We start from the raw sequence: 23,282 nt of genomic DNA, 5'->3' as shown, positions 1-23,282 counted from the left end.
CTAAGCAGAGCGACCGACCACTTCCAATCGCGTTGGGTTCGGCATCATCCGCGACCACGCGGTGCGAGCGCAGCGATGCACTCCGTGCCCGGGCCCTCCGACCTGAGATGCTGCGTGCGCGCAGCGCAGCCGAAGGCGTCCCACCGATGGCTGTCTTAGCAGGCTGCCAATCCCCTAAAGTCGGGTTCGTCCAATAGTCCGTCGACGCAGGCACCAGACAGGGAGCGTAGCTGGCTCGAACCACCGATCACATCAGCGGAAATCACCACCGCCCGAACCACCAACGCCGATGACTTTATTGCCAGCCGCACAGGCGACGCGTTCTTTGGTTACTTTCTGTCGCTCGGACAGAAAGTGACTCGCCGGCTACGCGGGCGAAACAGCCCACGCCCGTCAAGCACGACACCCGCCCTCATGGCGACAAGCCCATAAGCAACCACACCTGCCAAGACCCCCACCAATCATAAAAAAAAACCCCACAGACCCTTGCGAGCCGGCGGGGCATGCCGTCGGAACTACCGACGCCTGGCAGACGCTTACAGGCCAGCCGCAGCGCGCAGGGCAGCCGCCTTGTCGGTGGCTTCCCACGAGAATTCCGGCTCTTCACGGCCGAAGTGGCCATAGGCGGCGGTCTTCTCGTAGATCGGGCGTAGCAGGTCCAGCATCTGCACGATACCCTTCGGGCGCAGGTCGAAATGCTCCTGCACCAGTTCGGCGATCTTGGCGTCGGGGATCTTGCCGGTGCCTTCGGTGTAGACCGTCACGTTGATCGGGCGGGCCACGCCGATGGCGTAGCTGACCTGCAGCTGGCACTGGCGCGCCAGGCCCGAGGCCACCACGTTCTTGGCCACGTAGCGCGCGGCATAGGCGGCCGAGCGGTCGACCTTGGACGGGTCCTTGCCCGAGAACGCGCCGCCACCGTGGGGCGAGGCGCCGCCGTAGGTATCGACGATGATCTTGCGCCCGGTCAGGCCGCAGTCGCCCTGCGGGCCGCCGATCACGAAGCGCCCGGTGGGGTTCACCAGGTACTTGGTTTCCTTGAGCATCTCGGCCGGCAGCACCGGCTTGATGATTTCCTCGATCACGGCTTCGCGGATCTGGGCCTGGGTGATGTCGGGCGAATGCTGGGTCGACAGCACCACGGTGTCCACGCTATGCGGCTTGCCGTCGACGTAACGCACCGTGACCTGCGACTTGGCGTCCGGGCGCAGCCAGGGCAGGCGGCCGTCGCGGCGCAGCAGCGACTGGCGCTCGACCAGGCGGTGGGCGTAGTAGATCGGGAACGGCATCAGTTCCGGGGTCTCGTCGCAGGCGTAGCCGAACATCAGGCCCTGGTCGCCGGCACCCTGGTTCAGGTAGTCGTCGGAAGCGCGGTCCACGCCCTGGGCGATGTCAGGCGACTGCTTGTCATAGGCGACCAGCACCGCGCAGCCCTTGTAGTCGATCCCGTACTCGGTATTGTCATAGCCGATGCGCTTGATCGTGTCGCGCGCGATCTGGATATAGTCGACGTTGGCGGTCGTGGTGATTTCCCCAGCCAGCACCACCAGACCGGTGTTGCAAAGCGTCTCGGCCGCCACACGCGCGTACTTGTCCTGAGCCAGGATGGCGTCCAGGACTGCGTCGGAAATCTGGTCGGCGACCTTGTCGGGATGGCCTTCGGAGACGGATTCCGAAGTAAAAAGGAAGTCGTTTGCCACGAACTTATTCTCCAGGTTGGCTATTGCGTGCCAGCCCGTGCGGTTCATGGCGGCGACGCTTTAGCGGTATTTCAGGCAGCCCGGTTAGAGCCGCATCGCCCCGCAAGTTGTCAGTTAACTCGGCGATACACGCTATTATACGCGCCTGCCGGGCTCGTTGCAGCGCGCCAACGGTACGGCACGGCACCCTGCCAACCGGCCGGGACACCGTGCATATGAATCCCCGATGACGGCACGCTGCGCGCGGAACTGAATACCGCCATGGAAAAAACGCTGCTTGCCCGTCTGTTCCCCGGCACGGACCCGCAGCAGACCTGCTTTTCGCGCCTGATGACCTTTTTATTCTGGCTGATCTCCCGTTTTCCCCTGCGGCTGCTGCAAGCCGCGGGCGGCGCGCTCGGACTGCTGAGCGCGCGCCTGCCCGGCCGCTACGGCCAGCGCCTGCGGGAGAACTTCCGCCAGGCGTTTCCCGACGCCACCGATGCGATGATCGACGAAGCGGCCCGTTCGGCCGGACGCATGATCGTCGAGATGCCCTACTTCTGGAGCCGCAGCAAGATCGGCGCGAAGCTGCATGGCTTTGACGACTACCTGTGGCCCGAGCTGGGCAAGCTGCAGGCGCGCGGCAAGGGCATCATCATCCTGACCCCGCACCTGGGTTGCTTTGAAGTGCTGCCGCAGTCCCACGCACTGCAGCGCCCGGTCACGGCGCTGTTCAAGCCGCCGCACCAGCCCTGGCTGCGCGACTGGATCGAAAAAATGCGCACCCGCCCCGACATGCACATGGCGCCGGCCACGCCGCGCGGGGTGCGCATGCTGGTCAAGGCGCTCAAGCGCGGCCAGGCGGTGGGCATCCTGCCCGACCAGGTGCCCAGCGGCGGCGAGGGCAACTGGGCGCCGTTCTTCGGCAAGCCCGCCTATACGATGGCGCTGGTGCACCGGCTGCAGCAGCTGACCAGTGCGCCGGTGGTGGCGGTCTTTGCCGAGCGCCTGCCGCGCGGCGCCGGCTATCGCGGCCACCTGCGCGTGATCAACGACGGCGGCATGCTGCCGGATGATCCTGCCGCCGCTGCCGCGGTCATCAACCAGACCATCGAGGAACTGGTAAGCCTGTGCCCCACGCAGTACCTGTGGGCTTACAACCGCTACAAGCAACCCGCCGGAGCTGGCACCCCGGACACGCCGGGCACCCCGGGCAACGACACCGAGCCGGCCACTGATCAATCGATTTCATGAGCCGTGTGTTCACGTGGCTTGGCATCGGCTTGCTGAGGGTGCTGGGCAAGCTGCCATATCCGTTCGTCGCGCGCTTCGGCGAGGCGCTGGGAAGCCTGCTCTACCTGGTGCCGAGCGAGCGGCGCCGCGTGGTGCAAGCCAACCTGCGCCTGTGCTTTCCGGACCAGACCGAGGCCGGGATCGACGAGCTGTCGCGGCAGAGCTTCCGCATCCTGTTCCGCAGCTTTGCCGAGCGCGGCATCTTCTGGACCGGCGGCGAAGCGCAGATGCGCCGCTGGGTGCGGATCGACGACCAGGCCGACCTGGTGGCGCTGGATGGCACCCCGCATATCCTGGTGACGCTGCACCTGTCGGGCGTGGAAGCCGGCGCGATCCGGCTCACCATCCACCTGCGCGAGCATCTCGGCCGCTCCGGCGCATCGCTCTATACCAGGCAGAAGAACGAGCTGTTCGACCACTTCCTGAAGCGCGCGCGCGGGCGCTTCGGCGCCAACATGATCTCGCGCAACGACAGCGCGCGCGATATCCTGCGCTGCCTGAAAAAAGGCGAGGCGCTGCAGCTGATCGCCGACATGGATTTCGGCGAGCGCGACTCGGAGTTCGTGCCTTTCTTCGGCGTGCAGGCGCTGACACTGACCTCGGTGTCGCGGCTGGCACGCCTGACCGGGGCCAAGGTGGTACCGATCTACACCGAGATGCTGCCTGACTACCAGGGCTATGTGCTGCGCATCCTGCCACCCTGGGAAGACTACCCCGGCGCAAGCGTCACCGACGACACGCGCCGCATGAATGCCTTCTTCGAGGACTGCATCCGCCCGCGCGTGCCGGAGTACTACTGGGTGCACAAGCGCTTCAAGCACCGCCTGCCGGGCGAGCCCGAGATCTACTGAGCGCGCCGGCACGTCCGGCGCCGCGCAGCTACAATCCCCACCATGAAACTCCAGTTCACCAAGATGCACGGCGCGGGCAACGACTTTGTCGTGCTCGACGGCATCCACCAGCAGATCGACCTGACCCCGGCGCAATGGCGTGCGCTGGCCAGCCGGCATTTCGGCGTGGGCGCAGACCAGATCCTGATCGTTGAAAAGCCGTCCCGCCCCGATGTCGACTTCCGCTACCGCATCGTCAATGCCGATGGCAGCGAGGTAGAGCACTGCGGCAACGGCGCGCGCTGCTTTGTGCGCTTTGTCACCGACAAGGGCATGACCGACAAGCGCTCGGTGCGCGTGGAGGTGATGAACGGCGTCATTACCCTGACGCTGCAGGACGACGGCCAGGTCACGGTGGACATGGGTGCGCCCGAGCTGAAACCGGCGCGCGTGCCGTTCCGTGCCGAAGGGCTGCCCACCCGCGCGCAAGGCGCGGATACGCTGTACGGCCTGGAGGTCAACGGCCGCACCGGATGGATCTCGGCGGTATCGATGGGCAATCCGCACGCGGTGCAGGTGGTGGACGACGTTGAGAACTTCCCGGTGCTGCAGGACGGCCCGGTGGTGGAGCACCATGCCGCCTTCCCCAACCGCGTCAATGCCGGCTTCATGCAGGTGCAGGACCGCCACGCCATCCGCCTGCGTGTCTACGAACGCGGTGCCGGCGAAACCCTGGCCTGCGGCACCGGCGCCTGCGCGGCCGTGGTGGCCGGCATCCGGCGCGGCCTGCTGGACTCGCCGGTGCGGGTGCATACCCACGGCGGAGAACTGACCATTGCCTGGGACGGCGGTGCGGAACCGGTGCGCATGACCGGCCCGGCCACCACCGTGTTTGAAGGCAGCATTGACCTGTCAGCCCTGCCGGCCTGACCATAGGGGCTGTGCGCCCCTTTCCACACGCCCCGCATTGCTGCCGCGGAACCCGGGCGGGGGCGCCCATTCCCTTGACTTTGCTGGTCAGACCGATGGAGCGCCCATGCCGCTGGACGATTTCCGCATCACCTCGGGCAAGCGTTTTCGCCTCGCCGACTTCGACCCGGGCAGCAAGCCGCTGTCGTGCGGCAACAAAGACGAAGACCTTGCCCGCATCATCGAGCTGAGCAACGCCCTCGACGCGCACCAGGACATCTTCTACGCCGAGCACCGGCGCAAGCTGCTGGTCGTGCTGCAGGGCATGGATACCAGCGGCAAGGACGGCACCGTGCGCGGCGTGTTCCGCAGCTTCGATCCGCTGGGCATCCGCGTGGTGGGCTTCAAGGCCCCGTCGCCGGAGGAACTGGCGCGCGACTACCTGTGGCGCATCCACGTGCAGGTACCGAAGACGGGCGAGATCGTGGTCTTCAACCGCAGCCACTATGAAGACGTGCTGATCACGCGCGTGCACGACTGGATCGACGCCGCCGAGTGCGAGCGGCGCTTCCGCCAGATCCAGGCCTTCGAGTCGATGCTGACCGAGACCGGCACCACCATCGTCAAGTGCTTCCTCCATATATCCCGCGACGAGCAGAAGGCACGGCTCGAAGCGCGCCTGGCGGACCCGGAGAAACACTGGAAGTTCGATACCAACGACCTCGCCGAGCGCAAGCACTGGAAGGCCTACATGGACGCCTACGAGGCTGCCATCATGGCGACCAGCACGCCCGAATGCCCGTGGTACGTGGTGCCGGCCGACTCCAAGACACACCGCAACCTGATGGTGGCGGAGATCCTGACCAAGGTCTTCGAGGACCTGAAGCCGGCCTACCCGCCGGCCCGGCCGGAACTGGCCAGGATCAAGGTCGACTGAGCCGCCCGGCCGCCTCAGCCACCGTTGCCGCGGTGCACGTCGTGCGTGACGAAGGGGTGCTCGCGGCTGGGCATCGCCAGCCATTGCGGGTGGCGCAGGGTCTGGCGGATATCGTCCAGCCCGCTGGTCCAGTGCTCATGCATGGTGAGCGCGCCGAACTGGTAATCCTTGGCCAGGTTCTCGAACGACTTGTCGCGGTAGATCAGCTGGATGACGTTGCGGCGCGCGTCGCAGGCCTGCTCCGCCGCGCGGCGGTACCAGGCGTTGTCGCGCTTTGACGGCGGCACCAGCGCCATCACCTCGTTGAGCATGCGCCGCAGGTTCTGCTGCACGCGCATGTAGTCGGTGATGGCCCGCGTGCGGCTGGAATACTGGATGTCCTTCTGGCGCTCGGCCACGTCGGCCAGGTCGTGCGGCAGCTTGCCGCGCGCGCTCCACAGGTCGACCTGGAAGATCAGCGCGTCGCGCCGTGGCTGCGCGGTGAGCACCTCGGCCAGCGGCGTGTTCGAGACCAGCCCGCCGTCCCAGTAGTATTCGCCATCGATCTCCACCGCCGGAAACCCCGGCGGCAACGCGCCCGAGGCCATGAAATGCTCGGGGCAGAGCTTGTCGCGGGTATTGTCGAAATACGCGAAATTGCCGGTGCGCACGTTGACCGCCCCCACCGAGACGCGCATCAGGTCGGGGCGGTGGTTGATCAGGTCGAAGTCGGCAAAGCGCTCCAGCGTCGCCTTCAGCGGCGTGGTGTCGTAGAAGCTGGCATGGGCCGGATCCGAGTAGCGCGACATCAGCGCCGGCCAGCTGCGCGGCTGAAAGAAGCCGCGCTGCCCTTCCATCATGGCGCGCGCCGCATGCAGGCCGTCGAACCAGATCCGCATCGGCTCGGGCCACCCTTCGGCGTGGTCGGAGAACCAGGTGTCGGACAGGCTGGGCAACCACGGCTGCGCGCAGATGTACTCCCAGAACGCCCGCAGTTGCTCCACCCGGCGCTGCGGCGGATTGCCGGCGATGATGGCCGCGTTGAGCGCGCCGATGGAAATGCCGGCGACCCAGTTCGGGTAGATGCCGCCGTCGGCCAGGCCCTGGTACACGCCGGCCTGGTAGGCACCGAGCGCGCCGCCGCCCTGCAGCACCAGCGCGCGCACGGCATAGGCCTCGTGCGCGGGCCGGTCCGGGGCCTTGGCAGCCCGGCGCACCGGCTTGCGCGGCTGCGCCTGCGCGCCGCGCTCGGCCAGCGAGTCGCCATTGCCGGCTGATTCCGCCGTTGCGGATGGCGTTGCCGCCTGCCGCCCTGCCCGTTCCTGCCGCTCTTTTGCCGCCACGCCGCGCTCCCTCCCAGCCTGAAAGTCAGCCGTCCGTCCGCTGTCCGCCGAACGTGCGGAATGAGGGCGCTGGTTGGCAGCGCCCATGGTCATCAACGGCTTCAGACGCCGTAGCGCTGACGATAGGCCGCCACGGCCTCACGCGAAGCCCCCAGCGCCGGATCCTGCGACGCGTCCAGGTACGCCAGCAGGTCCTTCAGGCTGGCGATCGCGATCACCGGGATACCGAATTCGCGCTGCACGTCCTGCACGGCGGAATGCGTGCCGACCTGCTCGGCGGTGCCGCTCTTTTCCATGCGGTCCAGTGCGATCAGCACCGCCGCCGGCTCGGCGCCGGCGGCGCGGATCATGTTCACCGATTCGCGCACCGAGGTGCCGGCGGAGATCACGTCGTCGACAATGACCACCCTGCCCTGCAGCCTGGCCCCGACCAGCGTGCCGCCTTCGCCATGATCCTTGGCTTCCTTGCGGTTGTAGGCGAAGCCGACGTCACGTCCCATGCCCGCCAGCGCCACCGCGGTGGCCGACGCCAGCGTGATGCCCTTGTAGGCCGGCCCGAACAGCACGTCGAACTGCACGCCCGAGGCCAGCAGGGTTTTGGCATAGAATTGCGCCACCTCGCCCAGCATCGCGCCCTGGTTGAACAGGCCGGCGTTGAAGAAGTAAGGCGACTTGCGGCCGGCCTTGGTGACGAACTCACCAAACGACAGCACGCCCGCATCGAGCGCAAAGCGGATAAAGGTCTGGCTGAGATCGGCACCCGCGGGCGGTTTCTGCTGCGTCATCATTTCTCTCTGAATTCAAAATTTCCCCGAATGTTACGGATTATCAGCGCCAACCTCAACGGCATCCGCTCTGCGTCGAAGAAGGGCTTTTTCGACTGGATGGGCAAGCAGGACGCAGACATGGTCTGTGTGCAGGAACTGAAGGCGCAGGCCGCCGACATGACGGAAGCGTTCCTTGCGCCACATGGCTACCACGGCTATTTCCACTATGCCGAGAAGAAGGGTTACAGCGGCGTGGGCCTCTACACGCGCCATCAGCCCGAGCGCGTGATCACCGGCTTCGGCATTCCCGAGTTCGACAACGAAGGCCGCTATGTGGAAGTGCAGTATCCACACCTGGCGGTGATTTCGGTGTACGTGCCGTCCGGATCCAGCGGCGAGGAGCGCCAGCAGGCCAAGTTCCGCTTCATGGAGGCATTCCTGCCGCACCTGCTGCAACTGAAGGCAAGCGGGCGCGAGATCGTGCTGTGCGGTGACGTCAACATTGCGCACAAGGAAATCGATATCAAGAACTGGAAGGGCAACCTGAAGAACTCAGGCTTTTTGCCGGAAGAGCGGGCCTGGATCGGCGAGCTGTTCGACCTCCATGGCTACGTCGACGTGTTCCGCAAGCTCGATCCGCGCCCCGACCAGTACACTTGGTGGAGCAACCGCGGCCAGGCCTATGCGAAGAATGTCGGCTGGCGCATCGACTACCACCTGGCCACCCCGAAGATCGCCGAGACCGCGCACCTGTGCTCGATCTACAAGGACGAGAAGTTCAGCGACCACGCGCCGCTGTCGATCGACTACGATTTTCCGCTCTGATGGCGCGTTGCCGTCATGCCGCCCGGACCTCCTCGAGCAGCTCCGGGTGGCGATCCAGCAGCCTGAGCAGCTTGATCAGCGCCAGTGGCGGCATCGTCCGACCGGTTTCGTAGCGCGAAAAGGCATTGACACCCCCGCCGAAGATTTCGGCAGCCTCCCTCTGGTCGAGACGGAGTTTCTTGCGAACGCCGGAGATGAAGGCCGGATCGAGAAAGCTGGCGTTGACCTGCTTGTTGAAGGCGAACATCGCATCGCCCAAGGAATCATCATTCAGGGGCATAACGCCTTCACCGCACTTGGGGCACCATTCCCCCCTGACATCGCGAATCACAGTGGTTTCACCGCGATACGTATAAGGCACGTCTCGCAGTTCATCTACCAGTTCAGCGCCACCGCATTCCGGGCATTTCATCTGACTGCTCCTTTCACTGTTCGCCTAGGCGCTATCTGATCTTGAAGGACACCACCAGCACCCCTTCGGTCACCGTCAGCTTCACGTACACGGAACCGTACGGCGTGACAGGTCTGTAGACGTCTTGCCACACCCTGTGGTCCTGGTACGTGGTCATGCTCTTGTAGAAGTCCTTTGGGCTGAGCTGCAACAGGATGTCGCGAACAACTCGCCGCTCAAGGCCCATCTGGGTCGCGCCGGCATATGCCGAACGCGTCATCCTCATGCGGCCCGCGTCCAGCAGCTCGTGCACTTTGGCAAGCTTGTAATGCGCGGTCCCCTTCTCCATGCAAATTAACCTACTTGGTTATCACCTGCAAGCCCGGAACTGTGCCAGATCGCAATAATCCCATCGGTACAAACCCCTGCGACCAGCCCCCATCCCCGCTACAATGCAGGTTCCCTACCGCATGCGGCAGGGGACGTTTCGCATTTCACGCCGCGTTTCCCGCACCTCATTGAGTGAGTCAGCCATGGTTTTCAAAGTGTTCGTCGATGGTCAGGAAGGCACCACCGGTCTCCGGCTGCTTGACTATCTTTCCGGCCGTTCCGACGTGGAACTGCTGCGCATTGCCGATGACAAGCGCAAGGACCCGGCCGAACGAGCACGCTTCCTGAACGCCGCCGACGTCGCCTTCCTGTGCCTGCCCGATGTGGCCTCGCGCGAGGCGGTATCGCTGGTGACCAACCCGAACACCTGCGTGATCGACGCCAGCACGGCATTCCGCACCACCGACAGCTGGGCCTACGGCCTGCCCGAGCTGGTGCACGGCCAGCGCGAGAAGATCCGCGCCAGCAAGCGCATTGCGGTGCCGGGCTGCCACGCCAGCGCCTTCGTGCTGGCGGTGCGCCCGCTGGTGGACGCCGGTCTGCTGCCGGCCGACTACCCGGTTTCGGCGTTCTCGCTGACCGGCTACAGCGGCGGCGGCAAGTCGATGATTGCCGAGTTCGAAGCCGGCGGTAACCCGAAGCTGGACAGCCCGCGTCCGTACGCGCTGGGCCTGGAACACAAGCACCTGCCCGAGATGCGCGTGCAGGCCGGACTGGCGCAGGCGCCGGTCTTCAACCCGATCGTCGGCAACTTCCTGAAGGGCCTGGCGGTGACGGTGCCGGTGTTCACTGACCGGCTGGCGCGCAAGGTCAGCCCCGAGCAGATCGTCGATATCTACCGCAAGCACTATGAAGGCGAGCAGTTCGTGCGCGTGATGCCGTACAACAGCGCCGACAACCTCGACGGCGGCTTCTTCGACGTGCAGGCCAACAACGACACCAACCGCGTCGACCTGTTCGTGTTCGGCAACGCCGAGCGCCTGAACCTGGTGGCCCGCCTGGACAACCTGGGCAAGGGCGCGGCCGGCGCGGCGGTGCAATGCATGAACGTGCATGTGGGCGCCGACGAGGCCACGGGACTGCGCGCCTGACGCGGCGGCAAGCCCTGAAAGCGAAAAAAGCCGGCATTGCCGGCTTTTTTCATTTGCGTCAGCAGAGCGCTCAGCGTTGCAGCGGCTTCTGCCGGTCGTCGTCGCCGCTGTCCACCGGCGCGCCGCCCAGGCCCGCCATATTGGCGCGGTATGGCGGCAGCTTGTCCACCGTCGTATTGCTCGCGCGCGCATAGAGCGGCAGCACCTCCGGCAGATGCTTCTCCAGGTCGGCAATGCGGTTGCGCCCGGACGGATGCGTGGACAGGAACTCTGTGCCGGACTGGGTCACTTTGCCCATCTTCTGCCACAGCGACACCGCTGCGCGCGGGTCGTAGGCGGCGCGCGCGGCGATATCCATGCCGATCAGGTCCGCCTCGGACTCATCCGCGCGCGAGAAACGCAGCGTCAGCAGGTGGGCGCCGGTGCCCAGCGCCATATTGCCAAGGTTGCCGAAGCCGAACAGCTGCGAGATCACGTTGGCGCCGAGGTTGGTGATCTCGGACTTGGCGGCGCGCTCGCGCGCATGCTCCTGCAGCGCGTGGGCGATCTCGTGACCCATCGCCATGGCGATCTCGTCGTCGGTCAGCTTGAGCTGGTCGAGCAACCCGGTATAGAAGGCGATCTTGCCGCCCGGCATGCAGAACGCATTGACCTGCCTGGAGCCGATCAGGTTGATCTCCCACTGCCACTGCCGCGCGCGCTCGTTCCAGCGTGCGGTCTGCGGCAGCAGCCGCTTGCCGATCGTGCGCAGGCGCACCAGCTGCGGGTTGTCGGGGGCGGCCAGTGCATGCTTGGCGATGGCTTCCTGCTTGAGCTGCTCGTATTCCTGCGCGGCCTGCTGCTCGATGGCCTCGACCGGCACGATCTTGCGCACGGCCGAGCCGCTGTGGTCCAGCCGGATGCCGCCAGCCTCGCTGTCCTGCGCCTGGGCGGGCAGGCACCAGGCCATGGGCGCCGCCGCCGCGGCCAGCGCCAGCGCGCGGACCAACCGGTCACGGGTGGGACGCTGAACACCTTGCAGGCGGCGGAGCATTTGCGGTTCCTCGGACGCAGTGGAAGACCAGGCAGGCGGATCGGTGATCCGCGGCAACGATGCCGTGCCGCATGTGGCGGGCAGGCGAACAGGTGATGCAATAATACACGGCGCCCGCGCAGCCGCGCGGCGCTTCACGCCGGCCCGTTCATGACCTTCCAGACCTATCTCGATATCTTCCGCAACCGCCGCATCGGCGCCATGCTGGCGCTGGGCTTCGCCTCCGGGCTGCCGCTGGCGCTGACCTCCGGCACCTTGCAGGCATGGATGACGGTCGAGGGGCTGGATATCAAGACCATCGGCTTCTTCTCGCTGGTGGGCCAGGCCTATATCTTCAAGTTCCTGTGGGCGCCGCTGATGGACCGCTACACGCCGCCGCTGCTGGGGCGCCGGCGCGGCTGGTTGCTGGTGACGCAGCTGGGGCTGGTGCTGGGCATCGCCGGCATGGCCTTCTGCCCGCCGCGCGAGGCGCTGTGGATGCTGGCGGCACTGGCCACCCTGGTGGCCTTCCTGTCGGCGTCGCAGGACATTGTCTTCGACGCCTACAGCACCGACGTGCTGCGCCCGGTCGAGCGCGGCGCCGGCGCGGCGGTGAAGGTGCTGGGTTACCGGCTGGCGATGCTGGTCTCGGGCGGCCTGGCGTTGTGGCTGGCCGACCGCGTGCTGGGCTGGCAGCAGACCTACCTGCTGATGGCGGCACTGATGGGCGTGGGCATCGTCACGCTGCTGTGGGCCCCGGAACCGGACGTGCCCGCGCGCGCGCCGCGCTCGCTGGAAGAGGCGGTGGTAGGGCCGCTGCGCGACTTCTTTGGCCGCCAGGGCGCGTGGTGGCTGCTGCTGCTGATCGTGCTGTACAAGCTCGGCGACGCCTTTGCCGGCAGCCTGTCGACCACCTTCCTGATCCGCGGCGTGGGCTTCTCGGCGGGCGAGGTGGGCATCGTCAACAAGACCCTGGGGCTGGCCGCCACCATCATCGGCGCGCTGTTCGGCGGCACGCTGATGGTGCGCCTGGGCCTGTACCGTTCGCTGATGCTGTTCGGCGTGCTGCAGGCGGTGTCGAACCTGGGCTACTGGATCCTGGCGGTGACGCCGCCGCACCTGTGGACCATGGGGACGGTCGTTGCGGTCGAGAACCTGTGCGGGGGCATGGGCACGGCGGCCTTCGTCGCGCTGCTGATGACGCTGTGCAACCGCTCGTTCTCGGCCACGCAGTACGCGCTGCTGTCGGCGCTGGCGTCGGTGGGCCGGGTCTATGTGGGGCCCTCCTCAGGCTATATGGTCGAGGCCTGGGGCTGGGCGCCGTTCTACCTGGGCACCGTGGTGGTGGCGCTGCCCGGCGTGATGCTGCTCTGGGCCATGCGCCACACCGTGCATCGCTACGAGGCCCAGGCGCGCGAAGCAATCGCCTGAGCCCGCGCTTGCCTCACTCCTTGTAGTAGACGATCTGGTGCGAGCTGGCGATCAGCTCGCCGCCGGCGCTCCATAGCTGCGCGCGCTGGTCGAAGAAGCCCTGCCTGAACACCTGCGCCTGCGCGCTGGCCAGAACATGGCTGTCGCCCAGCGCCGCCAGCGTGGCCGCATCGGCATGGAAATAGGTGGTCATCGACACCGTGCCGGCCGGCACGAAGCCCGCGCGCTTGAGGAAGATGCGCGGGTAGAAGCTGTCGGCCCAGGCCGCCACCGCGGCAAAGTCCGGCGTGCGCGCCGGCGCGTCGCGCAGCCAGAACTGCGTCAGGCTGTCCGGATGCTCGGTGCCGGCCTCGGTGGCCGGCTTGGCGCCGCGCACCGGACGCATGTCGTAGGACTTGAGCCAGCGCACCGGCGCAAACCCGCTCATGGCCGGGAGGGTGCCGGCCGCTGGCACCTCCGGCATCAGCGCCTCGCCGCAGGCCCAGGTCTCGCGGCGCACCGCAAACATGGCGGTGGCGGTGGTGGCCACGGCATCGCCCTGGCGCAGCGCCAGCGTCCAGTGCTGGGTCGAGCGGTTGGTGCGCACCGGGCGCGCCTCGATCTCGAACGGGCCCTCGGCGATCGGTCCGGCAAAGTTGACCGTCAGCGAGACCGGGTCCCCCAGGCGCTGCGGATGGTCCAGCGCCGCCTGCAGCAGCGTGGCGGCGGTGATGCCGCCGAACGGGCCGATCATGTTCCAGTACTCGGGCGTGGTGCGGCCCAGGAAGCGGTGCTCGCCGGCCGGCTCCAGCGCCAGCGCGTCGTCAAAGGGATGGAGCGGGCTGGCGGCGGTGGCCGCCTGGGTCTGGGGCGCAGTGGACATGGCTGGTGTGGGTGGGTGACTCGCAGGAAATAGCACGATCGTTCGATCTTCTGCCTACACTAACCGTAGTCAGCGCTCGGGTCAAGACGGGCAGTGCTCCAGCCGCGGGCACCGCGGCACGCGCATCAGCCTTGCGCCCGCCGCCGCAGCGGCAGGCTCCAGCCCAGCTGGTTAGCGACCACGCCCAGCAGCACCAGCGCCATGCCGGCGATCTGGAGCGGCCCCAGCACCACGCCGAACACCATCACGTCGATGACGATCGCCACCAGCGGATAGACAAAGGACAGCGTGGCGATCGACACCACGTTGAGCCGCTGGAACGCGCCGTACAGCAGCGTGTACATCACACCCGTATGCACCAGCCCCAGCGCCAGCAACGCCGCCCAGGTGCCGGTGCCATAGCTGCCGGCCGCGGGATGGGCCAGCGGCGCCAGCATCAGCACGCCCAGCACCATCTGCAGCCCGGCGATCTGGCCCGGCGGAATCGCCTGCAGCCGCCGCGTGGCCATGGTCGTCACCGCATACAGCAGTGCCGCCAGCAGCGCCAGGCCGATACCGGCCAGCATCGCCGCGCCGGTGGCGCCATGCTCCAGCCCGGTGATCAGCATCACCCCGGCAAAGGCCAGCACCAGCCATGGCAGCCGCGCGAACGGGAACGGCTCGCGCTGGATCACCGAGGTGAGCAGCAGCAGGAAGAACGGCTGGGTGTGGTAGACCACCGTGGCAATGGCGATGCCGCTGTACGCGTACGCCGAGAACAAGGCCAGCCAGTTGAGCACCAGCGTAACGCCGCCCAGCGCCAGCCAGCCAAGCTGCGCGCGGCTCATCCGCACCCAGCCGCGCTGTAGCGTCAGCACGCCCAGCAGCGCGGCGCCGCCGAACAGGCAGCGGAAGAAGACCACATCGAGCGGCGGTTGGCCGCTGGTGACAACGAACCAGCCGATGGTGCCAGACAGCAGCATGGCCGCGACCATGCGCCAGGCGCCGCCTGGCAAGGGTTGTTGAGAGGGCATGACAGGCTCCGGTCAGACAATGGCCGCATTGTTTCACCATGCAATCCACTCAACAATCCCGTCATTACTCAATTAGTATTTGATCTGAAGTCATGAATGAGGACGCGCAATGCCGGATATGCCACTTAATGCGATGGCCGTGTTTGCGCGCGTGGTCGAGTGCGGCAGCTTCTCGGCTGCCGCACTCGACCTGGGCATGACACCATCGGCGGTCAGCCGGCACGTCTCCCGCCTGGAAGCCACGCTCGGTGCCAGCCTGCTGCAGCGGACCACGCGCGCCTTTGCGCTGACCGAACTGGGCCAGTCGGTCTACGCCGCCTGCGCCCGCATGACCGCCGCCGCGCGCGAGGTCACTGCGCTGGCCGGCGAGCACGGCGGCACGCCGCATGGCGTGCTGCGCGTGAGCGCGCCGGTCTCGTTCGGGCAGGCCTGGCTGGCGCCGCGGCTGCCGGCGCTGCTGGCCAGGTATCCGGGACTGGACCTGCAGCTGACGCTGGCCGACCGCATGGTCGACCTGGTCGAAGAAGGGATGGACGTGGCCGTACGCATCGCGCGCGAACTGGCGCCCGGGCTGGCCGCGCGCCCGCTGCGCGAGGTGCGCTACCGGCTGGTGGCCTCGCCCGGCTACCTGGCCCGCCACGGCACACCGGCCGCGCCCGCCGACCTGCCCGCCGCACGCTGCCTGTACCTGGGCTACGGCAACTTCGGCGAGCGCTGGACCCTGCGCCACCAGGCCGGCGGCGAGAAGGTGGAGGTGCGCATCCCGCCGCGCCTGACGCTGAACAACAGCCTGGCGATCATGAGCATGGTGGAGCGCGATGCCGGCATCGGCCTGGTGCCGGACTTCTCACTGGGCGATGCGCTGGACCAGGGCCGGGTCGTCACCGTGCTGGCCGACTGGGACATCCTCGAGCCCTACATCGGCACGGCCTACGCGGTCTACACGCCCACACGGCATGTACCGCCCAAGGTGCGCGCCTTTGTCGATCACCTGGCCAGCACCGCCGGCGACACGCCGCGCTGATGCCTCAGGTCGCGCAGACCCGGTACACCGCCAGGCTGCCGCGCCAGTTGCCGCCCCAGTTGACGGTCACGCCCTCGTGCATCACCACGCGGTCGATCACGCGCAGGCCGACCTTGGGCGCCAGCGCCTCGAAGTCGCTGATGGTCAGCACGCGCACGTTGGGCGTGTTGTACCACTGGTAGGGCAGTGATTCCGATACCGGCATGCGGCCGCGGAACACCGACAGCCGGTGCGGCCAGTAGCCGAAGTTCGGGAACGACACGATGCACTCGCGCCCCACCCGCAGCGTGTCGCGCAGCACCTGCGCGGTGTTGTGGATGGTCTGCAGCGTCTGCGACAGGATCACCGTGTCGAAGCTCTTGTCCTCGAACAGCGCAAGGCCGCCTTCCAGGTTCTGCTGGATGACATGCACGCCCTTCTGCGCGCACGCCAGCACGCCTTCGTCGCGGATCTCGATGCCGTAGGCCTGCACGTCGAGCTCGTCCTGCAGCACGCGCAGCAGGCTGCCGTCGCCGCAGCCCAGGTCGAGCACGGTGGAATGGGGTTCGATCCAGCGCGCGATTGCGCGGAAGTCGGGGCGCAGCGCCAGGATGTTGGGATTGGCCAGGGCGTTCATGCGCCGATCTCCTGGGCGATGCGGTCGTAGTAGGCGCGCATCAGATTGTGATAGCGCGGGTCGTCGAGCAGGAAGGCATCGTGGCCGTGCGGCGCGTCGATCTCGGCGTACGAGACCGGGCGCTTGTTGTCCAGCAGCGCCTTGACCAGCTCGCGGCTGCGGCTGGGCGCGAAGCGCCAGTCGGTGCCGAAGCTGGCCACCAGGAAGCTGGCCTGGGTCTGCGCCATCGCGCGGGTCAGGTCGCCGCCGAAGGCCAGCGCCGGGTCGAAGTAGTCGAGCGCGCGCGTGATCAGCAGGTAGGTGTTGGCGTCGAAGTACTCGGCGAACTTGTCGCCCTGGTAGCGCAGGTAGCTTTCGACCTGGAACTCGACATCGAACGAAAAGCGGATGTCGTCGGTCTTCAGCTCGCGGCCGAATTTCTCGGCCATGTCCTCGTCCGACAGGTAGGTGATATGGCCGATCATGCGGGCCACGCGCAAGCCGCGCTTGGGCTTGACGCCATGCGCGTAGTAGTTGCCGCCGTGGAAGTCGGGGTCCGACAGGATGGCGCTGCGCGCGACCTCGTTGAAGGCGATGTTCTGCGCCGACAGCTTGGGCGTGGACGCGACCACGATGCAATGGCGCAGGCGCTCCGGGTACATCAGGCTCCAGGCCACCGCCTGCATGCCGCCCAGGCTGCCGCCCATCACCGCGGCGAACTGCGTGATGCCGAACGCGTCGGCCACGAGCGCCTGCGCATTGACCCAGTCTTCCACCGTCACCACCGGGAACGCCGCGCCGTAGGGCGCGCCAGTGGCCGGGCTGAGGCTCATCGGCCCGGTCGAGCCAAAGCACGAGCCCAGATTGTTGACGCCGATGACGAAGAAGCGATTGGTATCGAGCGGCTTGCCGGGCCCGACCATGTTGTCCCACCAGCCCACGTCGCGCGGGTCTTCGGCATAGACGCCGGCCACATGGTGCGAGGCATTGAGCGCGTGGCACACCAGCACCGCATTGGAGCGGGCCGCGTTGAGCGTGCCATAGGTCTCGACCATCAGGTCGTAGCCGGCAATGGACGAGCCGTTGCGCAGCTTCAGCGGCTCGGCAAAGTGCATGCGCTGCGGCGCAACCACGCCGACCGAATCGGGCGGCAGGTCGAACGCGGCAGGCGCGGCGGTCGGCAGGGCGACATCAGTCATGGAATCCGGCCCGTGGCGAACGGGCATAAAAAAACCCGACCGGCATTTGCGTATGAAGCGTCGCAGCCAAGTCGGGATTCGCTGGATTCCTTGCGGGATTCCGCGTGCCGGCGCCATCCACTGCCGTGGTGGCATGGGGCGCCGACCCAACCTCTTTAGCCGCATTTATAGTGGCAACCCGGACCCTGGTCCCTTGGCTGCCGCGCGCCCGCAAGCCAGTCATCAAATCGGCGCGACCGGGCAATTATAGAGCAATCGGCCCGGCATGTTGATTTCAGCCGAGCAGCACCCGCAAATGCGCCTCGGCATGGTCAGAAGGCGACTTGCGGAAGCCGCTCTTGGCATAGCGGTGCCACTGGCCCTGCACCGCCGCCATGATCAGCGCGGCGCGTGCCGGGATATCGGCGTCCGCGGGGAACGCGGCCTGCGTCACCGCCACCTTCAGGCACTGGCGCAGCGAGGCCTCGATGCGGTCCACCACCTGGTTGATGCGCTCCTGCAGGCGTTCGTGCTCGCCCACCAGCGCCTCGCCGGTCAGCACGCGCGTCATGCCCGGGTTCTTCTCGGCAAACGACAGCAGCATGCGCACGATTGCGTGCGCCTGGCGCAGGCCATGCTCTTCCTTGTCGGTGATCTGGTTGATCAGGCCAAAGACGGTCTGCTCGATAAAGCCGATCAGGCCCTCGTACATCTGCGCCTTGCTGGCGAAATGGCGGTACAGCGCCGCCTCGGACACGCTCAGGCGCGCAGCCAGCGCGGCCGTTGTGATCTTCTCCCCGCGCGGGTGCTCCAGCATGGTGGCCAGCGTCTGCAGGATCTGCACGCGGCGCTCGCCCGGGCGCGGGCGCTTGCGCACCGGCGCAGCCGGCGGCTGGCCACCGTCCTGCGCATCCTGCGCACTGCCTGAAATGACCGCCTCTGGCTCGTGCCCGTTGCTTTGCGTCATGACCCGATTCTCCGCATTCGTCGTTGGAGTTGATGCATCGATTGTACTTTTATGTCCACATAGGCCGGCCGGTTCGGCACGCGGGCGCGCACGCGCGGCACATGCCCGGGCTGCGCCTGCGGTGCCTGGGTCTCCGCGGCCACCAGCGTGACCGACTGCTCCTGCGCGGCGTGGCCGACATGACGCCGGTCCTCCGCCTCCAGCGTCGAGCGTACCGCGGCATCGCGCCGGCTGCCGTCGTCGCGCACCGCGGGCACCTCATGCGGGCGCGATGGCGCGATCGTGCGCAGGTAGCCCGTCACCCACGCGGTGCGGATGCCGGTGCCGGCATAGCGCTTGAGGTGCGACACGGTGTCTTCCACCAGCACCGCGCGATGCGGCGCGATGCGTGCCTGCACCAGTAGCCGGCGCAGCATGCGGCGGTCCGGCTTGGGCCGCAGGTGGCCATGCACCCACATCTGCTCGATTGCCACCACGCGCTCGAAGCAATGCCGTATGCCGGCGATCTCCAGCACCGCCCGCGCGTAGTCCTGCGGCGCATTGGTGACCAGGATCTTGCGCCCCGGCAGGCGCCGCAGGTGCGCGGCCAGCCCGCGCCGCACCCGCACCATGTCGGCCAGCGCCGGGAACTCGTGCGCGGCGCGCAGGAAGTCAGCCGGGTCCACGCCGTGATGCCGGATCATGCCCAGCAGGGTGGCGCCGTAGCGCTGCCAGTAGTCCACGCGCACGCGGCTGGCGGTGGCCTCGTCGCAGCCGAGCACGCGCGCCACGTAGGCAGTCATCAGCCGGTTGATGGCCGGGAAGATCGCGTGCGAGGCGTCGTGCAGGGTGTTGTCGAGATCGAACAGCCACACCGTGTCGCCTGAGGTATTGCCCGCGGGGCGGCGGCAGAGGCGAGCGCGGACACGGCGCGGAGAAGGAAGACTGGAAGGCACGCCGGGCAACTCGGAGGGTGATGGGATGTTCGGGGCGGCCGGCCGCTGCCGTCACCGCCCCGAGGGTCCGCTCAGTGCGAGCGGATCATGGTGCCGAAGGCCTGCTCGGTCAGGATTTCCAGCAGCAGCGAATGCTCGATGCGGCCGTCGATGATGTGCACCGAATGCACGCCGCTCTTGGCCGCATCCAGCGCCGACGAGATCTTCGGCAGCATGCCGCCCGAGATCGTGCCGTCGGCGAACAGCTCTTCGATCTCGCGTGCGGACAGGTCGGTCAGCAGGTTGCCCTTCTTGTCCATCACGCCCGGGATGTTGGTCATCATCACCAGCTTCTCGGCCTTCAGGATCTCGGCCATCTTGCCGGCAACCACGTCGGCGTTGATGTTGTAGGCCTGGCCGTCGTCGGAGAAGCCGATCGGCGAGATCACCGGGATAAAGGCGTCGTCCTGCAGCGCCTTGACCACCGCGGGGTTGATCGCCTCGATGTCGCCCACATAGCCGATATCGATGAAGGCGCCCGGGTTCTCGCGGTCGGGCATCTGCAGGCGCTTGGCGCGGATCAGGCCGCCGTCCTTGCCGGTCAGGCCCACCGCCTGGCCGCCATACTGGTTGATCAGCATCACGATGTCCTGCTGGACTTCACCGCCCAGCACCCACTCGACCACTTCCATGGTTTCTTCGTCGGTGACGCGCATGCCCTGCACGAAGGTGCCGACCTTGCCGACCTTCTTCAGTGCCTCATCGATCTGCGGACCGCCGCCGTGCACCACCACCGGGTTCATGCCGACCAGCTTCAGCAGGATCACGTCGCGCGCGAAGCCGTGCTTGAGCTTCTCTTCGGTCATGGCATTGCCGCCGTACTTGACCACGATGGTCTTGCCGTGGAACTTGCGGATATACGGCAGGGCCTCGGCGAGGATCTCGGCTTTCAGCGCGGGAGCAATGGCGGCCACCGTGGTTGCGGCAGGCCCGGGGTTGTCGGCGTTCATGGGGGACATCCGTGAGAATCAACAGGTATGATGGCTAATCGGCCACGTAGCCAGGGATAACCGACGGGGATCGCCCGAAAGTGCGCCATCCGGCCATGGCAGGCGCCGATTTTACAAGAAACCGCGCGGGGCGCGAGTCAACCGGCCGCACGTGGTCGCGCGAATTGCCTGCAAGCGGCCTGCAAGCGCCCCACGGGGCACCAACGCGTTCCGTCCACGCAACAACGTGCCGCCGCCTCAGCCGTTTGGCTTGCGCCGCGGCACAGCGTTCCCCAGTCTTGACCATCATGCCCGCCGCCAGCCACCATTTGCCTGCCCGGATCCCCAACTTCCCGCCTGCGCCGGGAAGCCAGCCATGAGCGACGCTTCGGCCGTGCTGACCGGCCAGCTGCGCCCGGTCGAACATTGCAGCCACTGCGGCGCCGGCTTTGTCTGCGGCTACGTTGCGGGGCTGCCCGAGTGCTGGTGCGCCAGCCAGCCGCTGCTGCCGGCGCGGCGCATCGTCCCGGGCCAGCACTGCCTGTGTCCGGCCTGCCTGGCAGCGCGCCGGCAAGCGGCTCAGGAACCTGATGCCGCCGCTGGCTGAGGCGCCGGCCCAGGCCCTGCGGCGCTGCCCCACTGCATCACCAGCATCCCCGCCACGATCAGCGCCGCGCCCGCCAGCCGCGCCGGCGTCAGCGCGCGCACCGCAAAGCCGGCCAGCCCGTACTGGTCCACCAGCAGCGCCGCCAGCACCTGGCCTGCCACCACCGCGGCGATAAAGCCGGCGGCGCCCAGCCTGGGCGCCATCATCAGCGCGGCCGAAATATAGAACACCCCCAGCACCCCGCCGATCCAGAGCCAGCCCGGCGCGCGCGCCAGTGCCGACGGCGCCGGCAGCGGCACGCGCATCAGCCACAGCACGGGCAGCAGCGCCGCCAGGCTGACCAGCAGCGACACCAGCGTGGCCGACAGCGGATGCCCAAGCGTGCGCCCGAGGGTGGCATTGGCGCCTGCCTGGAAGGGGATCGCTGCGCCGGCCAACACGGCCGTACCAAGCGGCAACCAGAGTGAAACCGGGATGGAAAACGGCAACTGGGTGCCTGACATGACGCGCTCCATAGGGCAAGATGCGATGCCAGCAGTTTGAAATATCGCAATGCGAATTTCCAATTCTGCTTTCATACGTTTATTATTCGCCGAATGAATAGCCTACGCGGAATCGACCTCAACCTGCTGGTGGTGCTCGAAGCACTGCTGGCCGAGCGCCATATCTCCCGCGCCGCGCTGCGGCTGCACCTGAGCCAGCCGGCGGTCAGCCACGCGCTCGGGCGGCTGCGGCAGCTGCTCGACGATCCCATCCTGGTGCGCGGCAAGGGCGGCCTGGTGCTGAGCGCGCGCGCCCATGAGCTGTCCGGCCCGCTGGCCGAGGCGCTGGCGCAGGTGCGCATCCTGCTTGGGCCCAGCGGCTTCCAGCCGGCCACCGCACGGCGCAGCTTCCGGCTGGCAATGTCCGACTACGGCGCGCTGGTGGTGCTGCCGCGGCTGCTGCGCGCGGTGCGCAAGGCCGCGCCCAATATCGACCTGGTGGTGTCGCAGGCCAGCCGCGAAGGCATGACCGCCCAGGTGGCAGATGGCGAAATCGACATGGCGCTGGGCGTGTTCACCCAGCAGCCGGAAGGCGTGAAATCCGCGGAGTTGTTCCGCGAGAGCTATGCCTGCGCGGTGGATGCCGCCACCGTGCGCGATACCGGCCGGCTCGACCAGGTGGCCTACCTGGCGCGCTCGCACGTGTTGGTGGCCACGCACAGCGAACGCATGGACGCGATCGACACCGCGGTGGCCAAGCTGGGGGGACGGCGCAAGATCGCCTGCGTAGTGCCGCACTGGAGCGTGGCGCCGGCGCTGATCGCCGGGACCAACCTGGTGCTGACCACGGCGCGGCGCAGCCTGGCCGCGCTGGAGGAGGACCCGCGCTACGCCGTGTTCGCGCCGCCGTTTGCACTGGACGACTTCACCTTCAGCATGATCTGGCATGAGCGCACCGAAGCCGATCCCGCCCACGCCTGGTTGCGCGAGCGCGTGCTGGCCGCGGCGGCCAGTCAGGAATCGGAAGAGCCGATCAGCTTGCGCGGCTGACGGCGCGTTGCGGGCTGGGCGGGCTTGCCGCCAGCCGGCGCAGGCGGCTGCGGCCTGGTATCACGGCGCCGGGTGGCGCCGGTGGCTGGCCTGGCGGGCCGCGTGTCCCCGCGAAAGACCAGCTTCTGCCGGGTGCCGTGCTGCTTGTTGGCCATGATGGCTGGATGGATGAGGCCGGGCCCGTCAGGCGCTCAGTGCTTGTGCTCGCCGTGGCCGGCGCTCGCCCCGGCGGCAGCGGGCACCATGTCGCGCACTTCGGCCGTGACCTTCTGCTCGATCACCTTGCCGCCCTGCTCGATCTTCAGCGTGATGGGCACGGTGTCGCCTGCCTTGAGCTGCGACTTCAGGCCCATCAGCATCACGTGGTAGCCGCCCGGCTTCAGTTCCACGTTCTGCATCCCGGGCAGGTCCAGCGAGTTGACCTGGCGCATGCGCATCACGTTGCCTTCCATCTTCATCTCGTGCAGCTCGGCCGCGGCCACCGGCGACGACACGCCGACCAGCTTCGCGTTGTCGTGCGCGTGCAGCACCATGAAAGCGCCGGAGGCAGTCTGGGTCGGCACCGTGCCGCGCACCCAGGCGTTGCTGACATCGACCTGGGCCAGCGCGGCGCCGGACGCCAGCGCGGCTGCGAGGGCAACCGATGCGGCCAGCGTGGCCGAGCGGAATTTGGCTTGCATGAAAGGCTCTCCTGAAAGCAGACATTAGACCATGGCGATGC

Annotated in this window: 25 protein-coding genes; 10 read left to right on the top strand and 15 right to left on the bottom strand. The window is 67.4% G+C overall.

Annotated features, from left to right (window positions below; translation table 11 throughout):
* Nucleotides 1-536: 536 nt before the first annotated feature.
* Nucleotides 537-1,700: a methionine adenosyltransferase gene (gene metK / locus A3A5_RS0127785; RefSeq protein WP_026201207.1), complete on the bottom strand. Its 1,164-nt coding sequence runs from the start codon at nt 1,698-1,700 to the stop codon at nt 537-539.
* 330 nt (nt 1,701-2,030) lie between these two features.
* Between metK and A3A5_RS0127780 the strand changes: the two genes are divergently transcribed.
* The 4 genes from A3A5_RS0127780 (at nt 2,031) to A3A5_RS0127765 (ending at nt 5,651) form a co-directional block, all read left to right on the top strand.
* Nucleotides 2,031-2,936, top strand: a complete 906-nt coding sequence (locus A3A5_RS0127780; RefSeq protein ID WP_026201206.1) for a lysophospholipid acyltransferase family protein — start codon at nt 2,031-2,033, stop codon at nt 2,934-2,936.
* A complete protein-coding gene (locus A3A5_RS0127775) occupies nt 2,933-3,826 on the top strand; it encodes a lipid A biosynthesis lauroyl acyltransferase (protein WP_018313733.1) in 894 nt (297 codons plus the stop codon). The genes A3A5_RS0127780 and A3A5_RS0127775 overlap by 4 nt, the downstream gene beginning before the upstream one ends.
* 42 nt (nt 3,827-3,868) lie before the next feature.
* Nucleotides 3,869-4,735 (top strand): diaminopimelate epimerase, encoded by an 867-nt coding sequence (dapF, locus tag A3A5_RS0127770; protein WP_018313732.1) that lies wholly within the window; start codon nt 3,869-3,871, stop codon nt 4,733-4,735.
* A 106-nt stretch (nt 4,736-4,841) separates the two neighbouring features.
* Nucleotides 4,842-5,651, top strand: coding sequence for a polyphosphate kinase 2 family protein (locus A3A5_RS0127765; RefSeq protein WP_018313731.1), 810 nt, complete (start codon nt 4,842-4,844; stop codon nt 5,649-5,651).
* 14 nt (nt 5,652-5,665) lie between these two features.
* Here A3A5_RS0127765 and A3A5_RS0127760 read toward each other — a convergent pair whose 3' ends face one another.
* Together A3A5_RS0127760 and pyrE are read right to left on the bottom strand one after the other, a co-directional pair.
* Nucleotides 5,666-6,973, bottom strand: a complete 1,308-nt coding sequence (locus tag A3A5_RS0127760) for a patatin-like phospholipase family protein (protein ID WP_018313730.1) — start codon at nt 6,971-6,973, stop codon at nt 5,666-5,668.
* A 101-nt stretch (nt 6,974-7,074) separates the two neighbouring features.
* On the bottom strand, nt 7,075-7,761 hold the full coding sequence (pyrE, locus tag A3A5_RS0127755; RefSeq protein WP_018313729.1) for an orotate phosphoribosyltransferase: 687 nt from the start codon (nt 7,759-7,761) through the stop codon (nt 7,075-7,077).
* A gap of 27 nt (nt 7,762-7,788) precedes the next feature.
* Here pyrE and A3A5_RS0127750 point away from each other — a divergent pair, with 27 nt between their 5' ends.
* Nucleotides 7,789-8,565: an exodeoxyribonuclease III gene (locus A3A5_RS0127750; RefSeq protein WP_018313728.1), complete on the top strand. Its 777-nt coding sequence runs from the start codon at nt 7,789-7,791 to the stop codon at nt 8,563-8,565.
* Between the two features lie 13 nt (nt 8,566-8,578).
* Here A3A5_RS0127750 and A3A5_RS0127745 read toward each other — a convergent pair whose 3' ends face one another.
* Nucleotides 8,579-8,977 carry a type II TA system antitoxin MqsA family protein gene (locus A3A5_RS0127745; protein WP_026201204.1) on the bottom strand — a complete coding sequence of 133 codons (399 nt, stop codon included), beginning with the start codon at nt 8,975-8,977 and terminating at the stop codon, nt 8,579-8,581.
* 31 nt (nt 8,978-9,008) lie between these two features.
* Complete coding sequence (locus tag A3A5_RS0127740) at nt 9,009-9,305, bottom strand: type II toxin-antitoxin system MqsR family toxin (protein WP_018313726.1); 297 nt, start codon at nt 9,303-9,305, stop codon at nt 9,009-9,011.
* A 184-nt stretch (nt 9,306-9,489) separates the two neighbouring features.
* Here A3A5_RS0127740 and argC point away from each other — a divergent pair, with 184 nt between their 5' ends.
* Nucleotides 9,490-10,437, top strand: a complete 948-nt coding sequence (argC, locus tag A3A5_RS0127735) for an N-acetyl-gamma-glutamyl-phosphate reductase (RefSeq protein WP_018313725.1) — start codon at nt 9,490-9,492, stop codon at nt 10,435-10,437.
* A 70-nt stretch (nt 10,438-10,507) separates the two neighbouring features.
* Here argC and A3A5_RS0127730 read toward each other — a convergent pair whose 3' ends face one another.
* Nucleotides 10,508-11,470 carry a M48 family metallopeptidase gene (locus A3A5_RS0127730; protein WP_018313724.1) on the bottom strand — a complete coding sequence of 321 codons (963 nt, stop codon included), beginning with the start codon at nt 11,468-11,470 and terminating at the stop codon, nt 10,508-10,510.
* 150 nt (nt 11,471-11,620) lie between these two features.
* Between A3A5_RS0127730 and A3A5_RS0127725 the strand changes: the two genes are divergently transcribed.
* Nucleotides 11,621-12,880, top strand: coding sequence for a muropeptide transporter (locus tag A3A5_RS0127725; protein WP_018313723.1), 1,260 nt, complete (start codon nt 11,621-11,623; stop codon nt 12,878-12,880).
* Nucleotides 12,881-12,893: 13 nt separating this feature from the next.
* Here the strand turns inward: A3A5_RS0127725 and A3A5_RS0127720 are convergent, their stop codons facing one another.
* Nucleotides 12,894-13,742 carry an acyl-CoA thioesterase II gene (locus A3A5_RS0127720; RefSeq protein WP_018313722.1) on the bottom strand — a complete coding sequence of 283 codons (849 nt, stop codon included), beginning with the start codon at nt 13,740-13,742 and terminating at the stop codon, nt 12,894-12,896.
* Nucleotides 13,743-13,867: 125 nt separating this feature from the next.
* Nucleotides 13,868-14,755 (bottom strand): DMT family transporter, encoded by an 888-nt coding sequence (locus tag A3A5_RS0127715; RefSeq protein ID WP_026201203.1) that lies wholly within the window; start codon nt 14,753-14,755, stop codon nt 13,868-13,870.
* Nucleotides 14,756-14,864: 109 nt separating this feature from the next.
* On the opposite strand from A3A5_RS0127715, the gene A3A5_RS0127710 reads away from it, so the two are divergent.
* Nucleotides 14,865-15,779, top strand: a complete 915-nt coding sequence (locus tag A3A5_RS0127710; protein ID WP_026201202.1) for a LysR family transcriptional regulator — start codon at nt 14,865-14,867, stop codon at nt 15,777-15,779.
* A gap of 4 nt (nt 15,780-15,783) precedes the next feature.
* Here A3A5_RS0127710 and metW read toward each other — a convergent pair whose 3' ends face one another.
* The 5 genes from metW to argB all read right to left on the bottom strand — a co-directional run bounded on the left by metW (nt 15,784) and on the right by argB (nt 20,443).
* Nucleotides 15,784-16,395, bottom strand: coding sequence for a methionine biosynthesis protein MetW (gene metW / locus A3A5_RS0127705; protein WP_018313719.1), 612 nt, complete (start codon nt 16,393-16,395; stop codon nt 15,784-15,786).
* Nucleotides 16,392-17,573, bottom strand: coding sequence for a homoserine O-acetyltransferase (locus A3A5_RS0127700; RefSeq protein ID WP_018313718.1), 1,182 nt, complete (start codon nt 17,571-17,573; stop codon nt 16,392-16,394). The genes metW and A3A5_RS0127700 overlap by 4 nt, the downstream gene beginning before the upstream one ends.
* Before the next feature lie 274 nt (nt 17,574-17,847).
* Nucleotides 17,848-18,519 (bottom strand): nucleoid occlusion factor SlmA, encoded by a 672-nt coding sequence (gene slmA, locus A3A5_RS0127695; protein ID WP_018313717.1) that lies wholly within the window; start codon nt 18,517-18,519, stop codon nt 17,848-17,850.
* Nucleotides 18,516-19,454: a pyrimidine 5'-nucleotidase gene (locus tag A3A5_RS0127690; RefSeq protein ID WP_026201201.1), complete on the bottom strand. Its 939-nt coding sequence runs from the start codon at nt 19,452-19,454 to the stop codon at nt 18,516-18,518. The genes slmA and A3A5_RS0127690 overlap by 4 nt, the downstream gene beginning before the upstream one ends.
* Before the next feature lie 71 nt (nt 19,455-19,525).
* Nucleotides 19,526-20,443, bottom strand: a complete 918-nt coding sequence (gene argB / locus A3A5_RS0127685; protein ID WP_010813296.1) for an acetylglutamate kinase — start codon at nt 20,441-20,443, stop codon at nt 19,526-19,528.
* Nucleotides 20,444-20,798: 355 nt separating this feature from the next.
* On the opposite strand from argB, the gene A3A5_RS0127680 reads away from it, so the two are divergent.
* Nucleotides 20,799-21,029 carry a cysteine-rich CWC family protein gene (locus A3A5_RS0127680; RefSeq protein WP_018313715.1) on the top strand — a complete coding sequence of 77 codons (231 nt, stop codon included), beginning with the start codon at nt 20,799-20,801 and terminating at the stop codon, nt 21,027-21,029.
* Here the strand turns inward: A3A5_RS0127680 and A3A5_RS0127675 are convergent.
* The gene (locus tag A3A5_RS0127675) at nt 21,002-21,532 is read right to left on the bottom strand and encodes a DMT family transporter (protein WP_026201200.1); all 531 of its coding nucleotides are present in this window, start codon (nt 21,530-21,532) and stop codon (nt 21,002-21,004) included. The two genes, A3A5_RS0127680 and A3A5_RS0127675, sit on opposite strands and share 28 nt — an antisense overlap.
* Before the next feature lie 93 nt (nt 21,533-21,625).
* On the opposite strand from A3A5_RS0127675, the gene A3A5_RS0127670 reads away from it, so the two are divergent.
* The gene (locus tag A3A5_RS0127670) at nt 21,626-22,561 is read left to right on the top strand and encodes a LysR family transcriptional regulator (protein WP_018313713.1); all 936 of its coding nucleotides are present in this window, start codon (nt 21,626-21,628) and stop codon (nt 22,559-22,561) included.
* 191 nt (nt 22,562-22,752) lie between these two features.
* Here the strand turns inward: A3A5_RS0127670 and A3A5_RS0127660 are convergent, their stop codons facing one another.
* On the bottom strand, nt 22,753-23,241 hold the full coding sequence (locus tag A3A5_RS0127660; RefSeq protein ID WP_018313712.1) for a copper chaperone PCu(A)C: 489 nt from the start codon (nt 23,239-23,241) through the stop codon (nt 22,753-22,755).
* Nucleotides 23,242-23,282: the final 41 nt, after the last annotated feature.

The sequence above is a fragment of the Cupriavidus sp. UYPR2.512 genome (assembly GCF_000379565.1).
Classification (GTDB): Bacteria; Pseudomonadota; Gammaproteobacteria; order Burkholderiales; family Burkholderiaceae; genus Cupriavidus.
This window is presented reverse-complemented; position numbering and strand designations above follow the sequence as displayed.

Coding starts and splice junctions, on each gene's coding strand:
- A3A5_RS0127740 (WP_018313726.1), bottom strand. CDS start 9,305: ATGGAGAAGGGGACCGCGCATTACAAGCTTGCCAAAGTGCACGAGCTG.
- A3A5_RS0127780 (WP_026201206.1), top strand. CDS start 2,031: ATGACCTTTTTATTCTGGCTGATCTCCCGTTTTCCCCTGCGGCTGCTG.
- slmA (WP_018313717.1), bottom strand. CDS start 18,519: ATGACGCAAAGCAACGGGCACGAGCCAGAGGCGGTCATTTCAGGCAGT.
- metW (WP_018313719.1), bottom strand. CDS start 16,395: ATGAACGCCCTGGCCAATCCCAACATCCTGGCGCTGCGCCCCGACTTC.
- A3A5_RS0127725 (WP_018313723.1), top strand. CDS start 11,621: ATGACCTTCCAGACCTATCTCGATATCTTCCGCAACCGCCGCATCGGC.
- A3A5_RS0127730 (WP_018313724.1), bottom strand. CDS start 11,470: ATGCTCCGCCGCCTGCAAGGTGTTCAGCGTCCCACCCGTGACCGGTTG.
- A3A5_RS0127765 (WP_018313731.1), top strand. CDS start 4,842: ATGCCGCTGGACGATTTCCGCATCACCTCGGGCAAGCGTTTTCGCCTC.
- A3A5_RS0127700 (WP_018313718.1), bottom strand. CDS start 17,573: ATGACTGATGTCGCCCTGCCGACCGCCGCGCCTGCCGCGTTCGACCTG.
- A3A5_RS0127775 (WP_018313733.1), top strand. CDS start 2,933: ATGAGCCGTGTGTTCACGTGGCTTGGCATCGGCTTGCTGAGGGTGCTG.
- pyrE (WP_018313729.1), bottom strand. CDS start 7,761: ATGATGACGCAGCAGAAACCGCCCGCGGGTGCCGATCTCAGCCAGACC.
- argC (WP_018313725.1), top strand. CDS start 9,490: ATGGTTTTCAAAGTGTTCGTCGATGGTCAGGAAGGCACCACCGGTCTC.
- argB (WP_010813296.1), bottom strand. CDS start 20,443: ATGAACGCCGACAACCCCGGGCCTGCCGCAACCACGGTGGCCGCCATT.
- A3A5_RS0127745 (WP_026201204.1), bottom strand. CDS start 8,977: ATGAAATGCCCGGAATGCGGTGGCGCTGAACTGGTAGATGAACTGCGA.
- A3A5_RS0127680 (WP_018313715.1), top strand. CDS start 20,799: ATGAGCGACGCTTCGGCCGTGCTGACCGGCCAGCTGCGCCCGGTCGAA.
- A3A5_RS0127675 (WP_026201200.1), bottom strand. CDS start 21,532: ATGTCAGGCACCCAGTTGCCGTTTTCCATCCCGGTTTCACTCTGGTTG.
- A3A5_RS0127710 (WP_026201202.1), top strand. CDS start 14,865: ATGCCGGATATGCCACTTAATGCGATGGCCGTGTTTGCGCGCGTGGTC.
- A3A5_RS0127750 (WP_018313728.1), top strand. CDS start 7,789: ATGTTACGGATTATCAGCGCCAACCTCAACGGCATCCGCTCTGCGTCG.
- A3A5_RS0127660 (WP_018313712.1), bottom strand. CDS start 23,241: ATGCAAGCCAAATTCCGCTCGGCCACGCTGGCCGCATCGGTTGCCCTC.
- A3A5_RS0127670 (WP_018313713.1), top strand. CDS start 21,626: ATGAATAGCCTACGCGGAATCGACCTCAACCTGCTGGTGGTGCTCGAA.
- dapF (WP_018313732.1), top strand. CDS start 3,869: ATGAAACTCCAGTTCACCAAGATGCACGGCGCGGGCAACGACTTTGTC.
- A3A5_RS0127720 (WP_018313722.1), bottom strand. CDS start 13,742: ATGTCCACTGCGCCCCAGACCCAGGCGGCCACCGCCGCCAGCCCGCTC.
- A3A5_RS0127715 (WP_026201203.1), bottom strand. CDS start 14,755: ATGCCCTCTCAACAACCCTTGCCAGGCGGCGCCTGGCGCATGGTCGCG.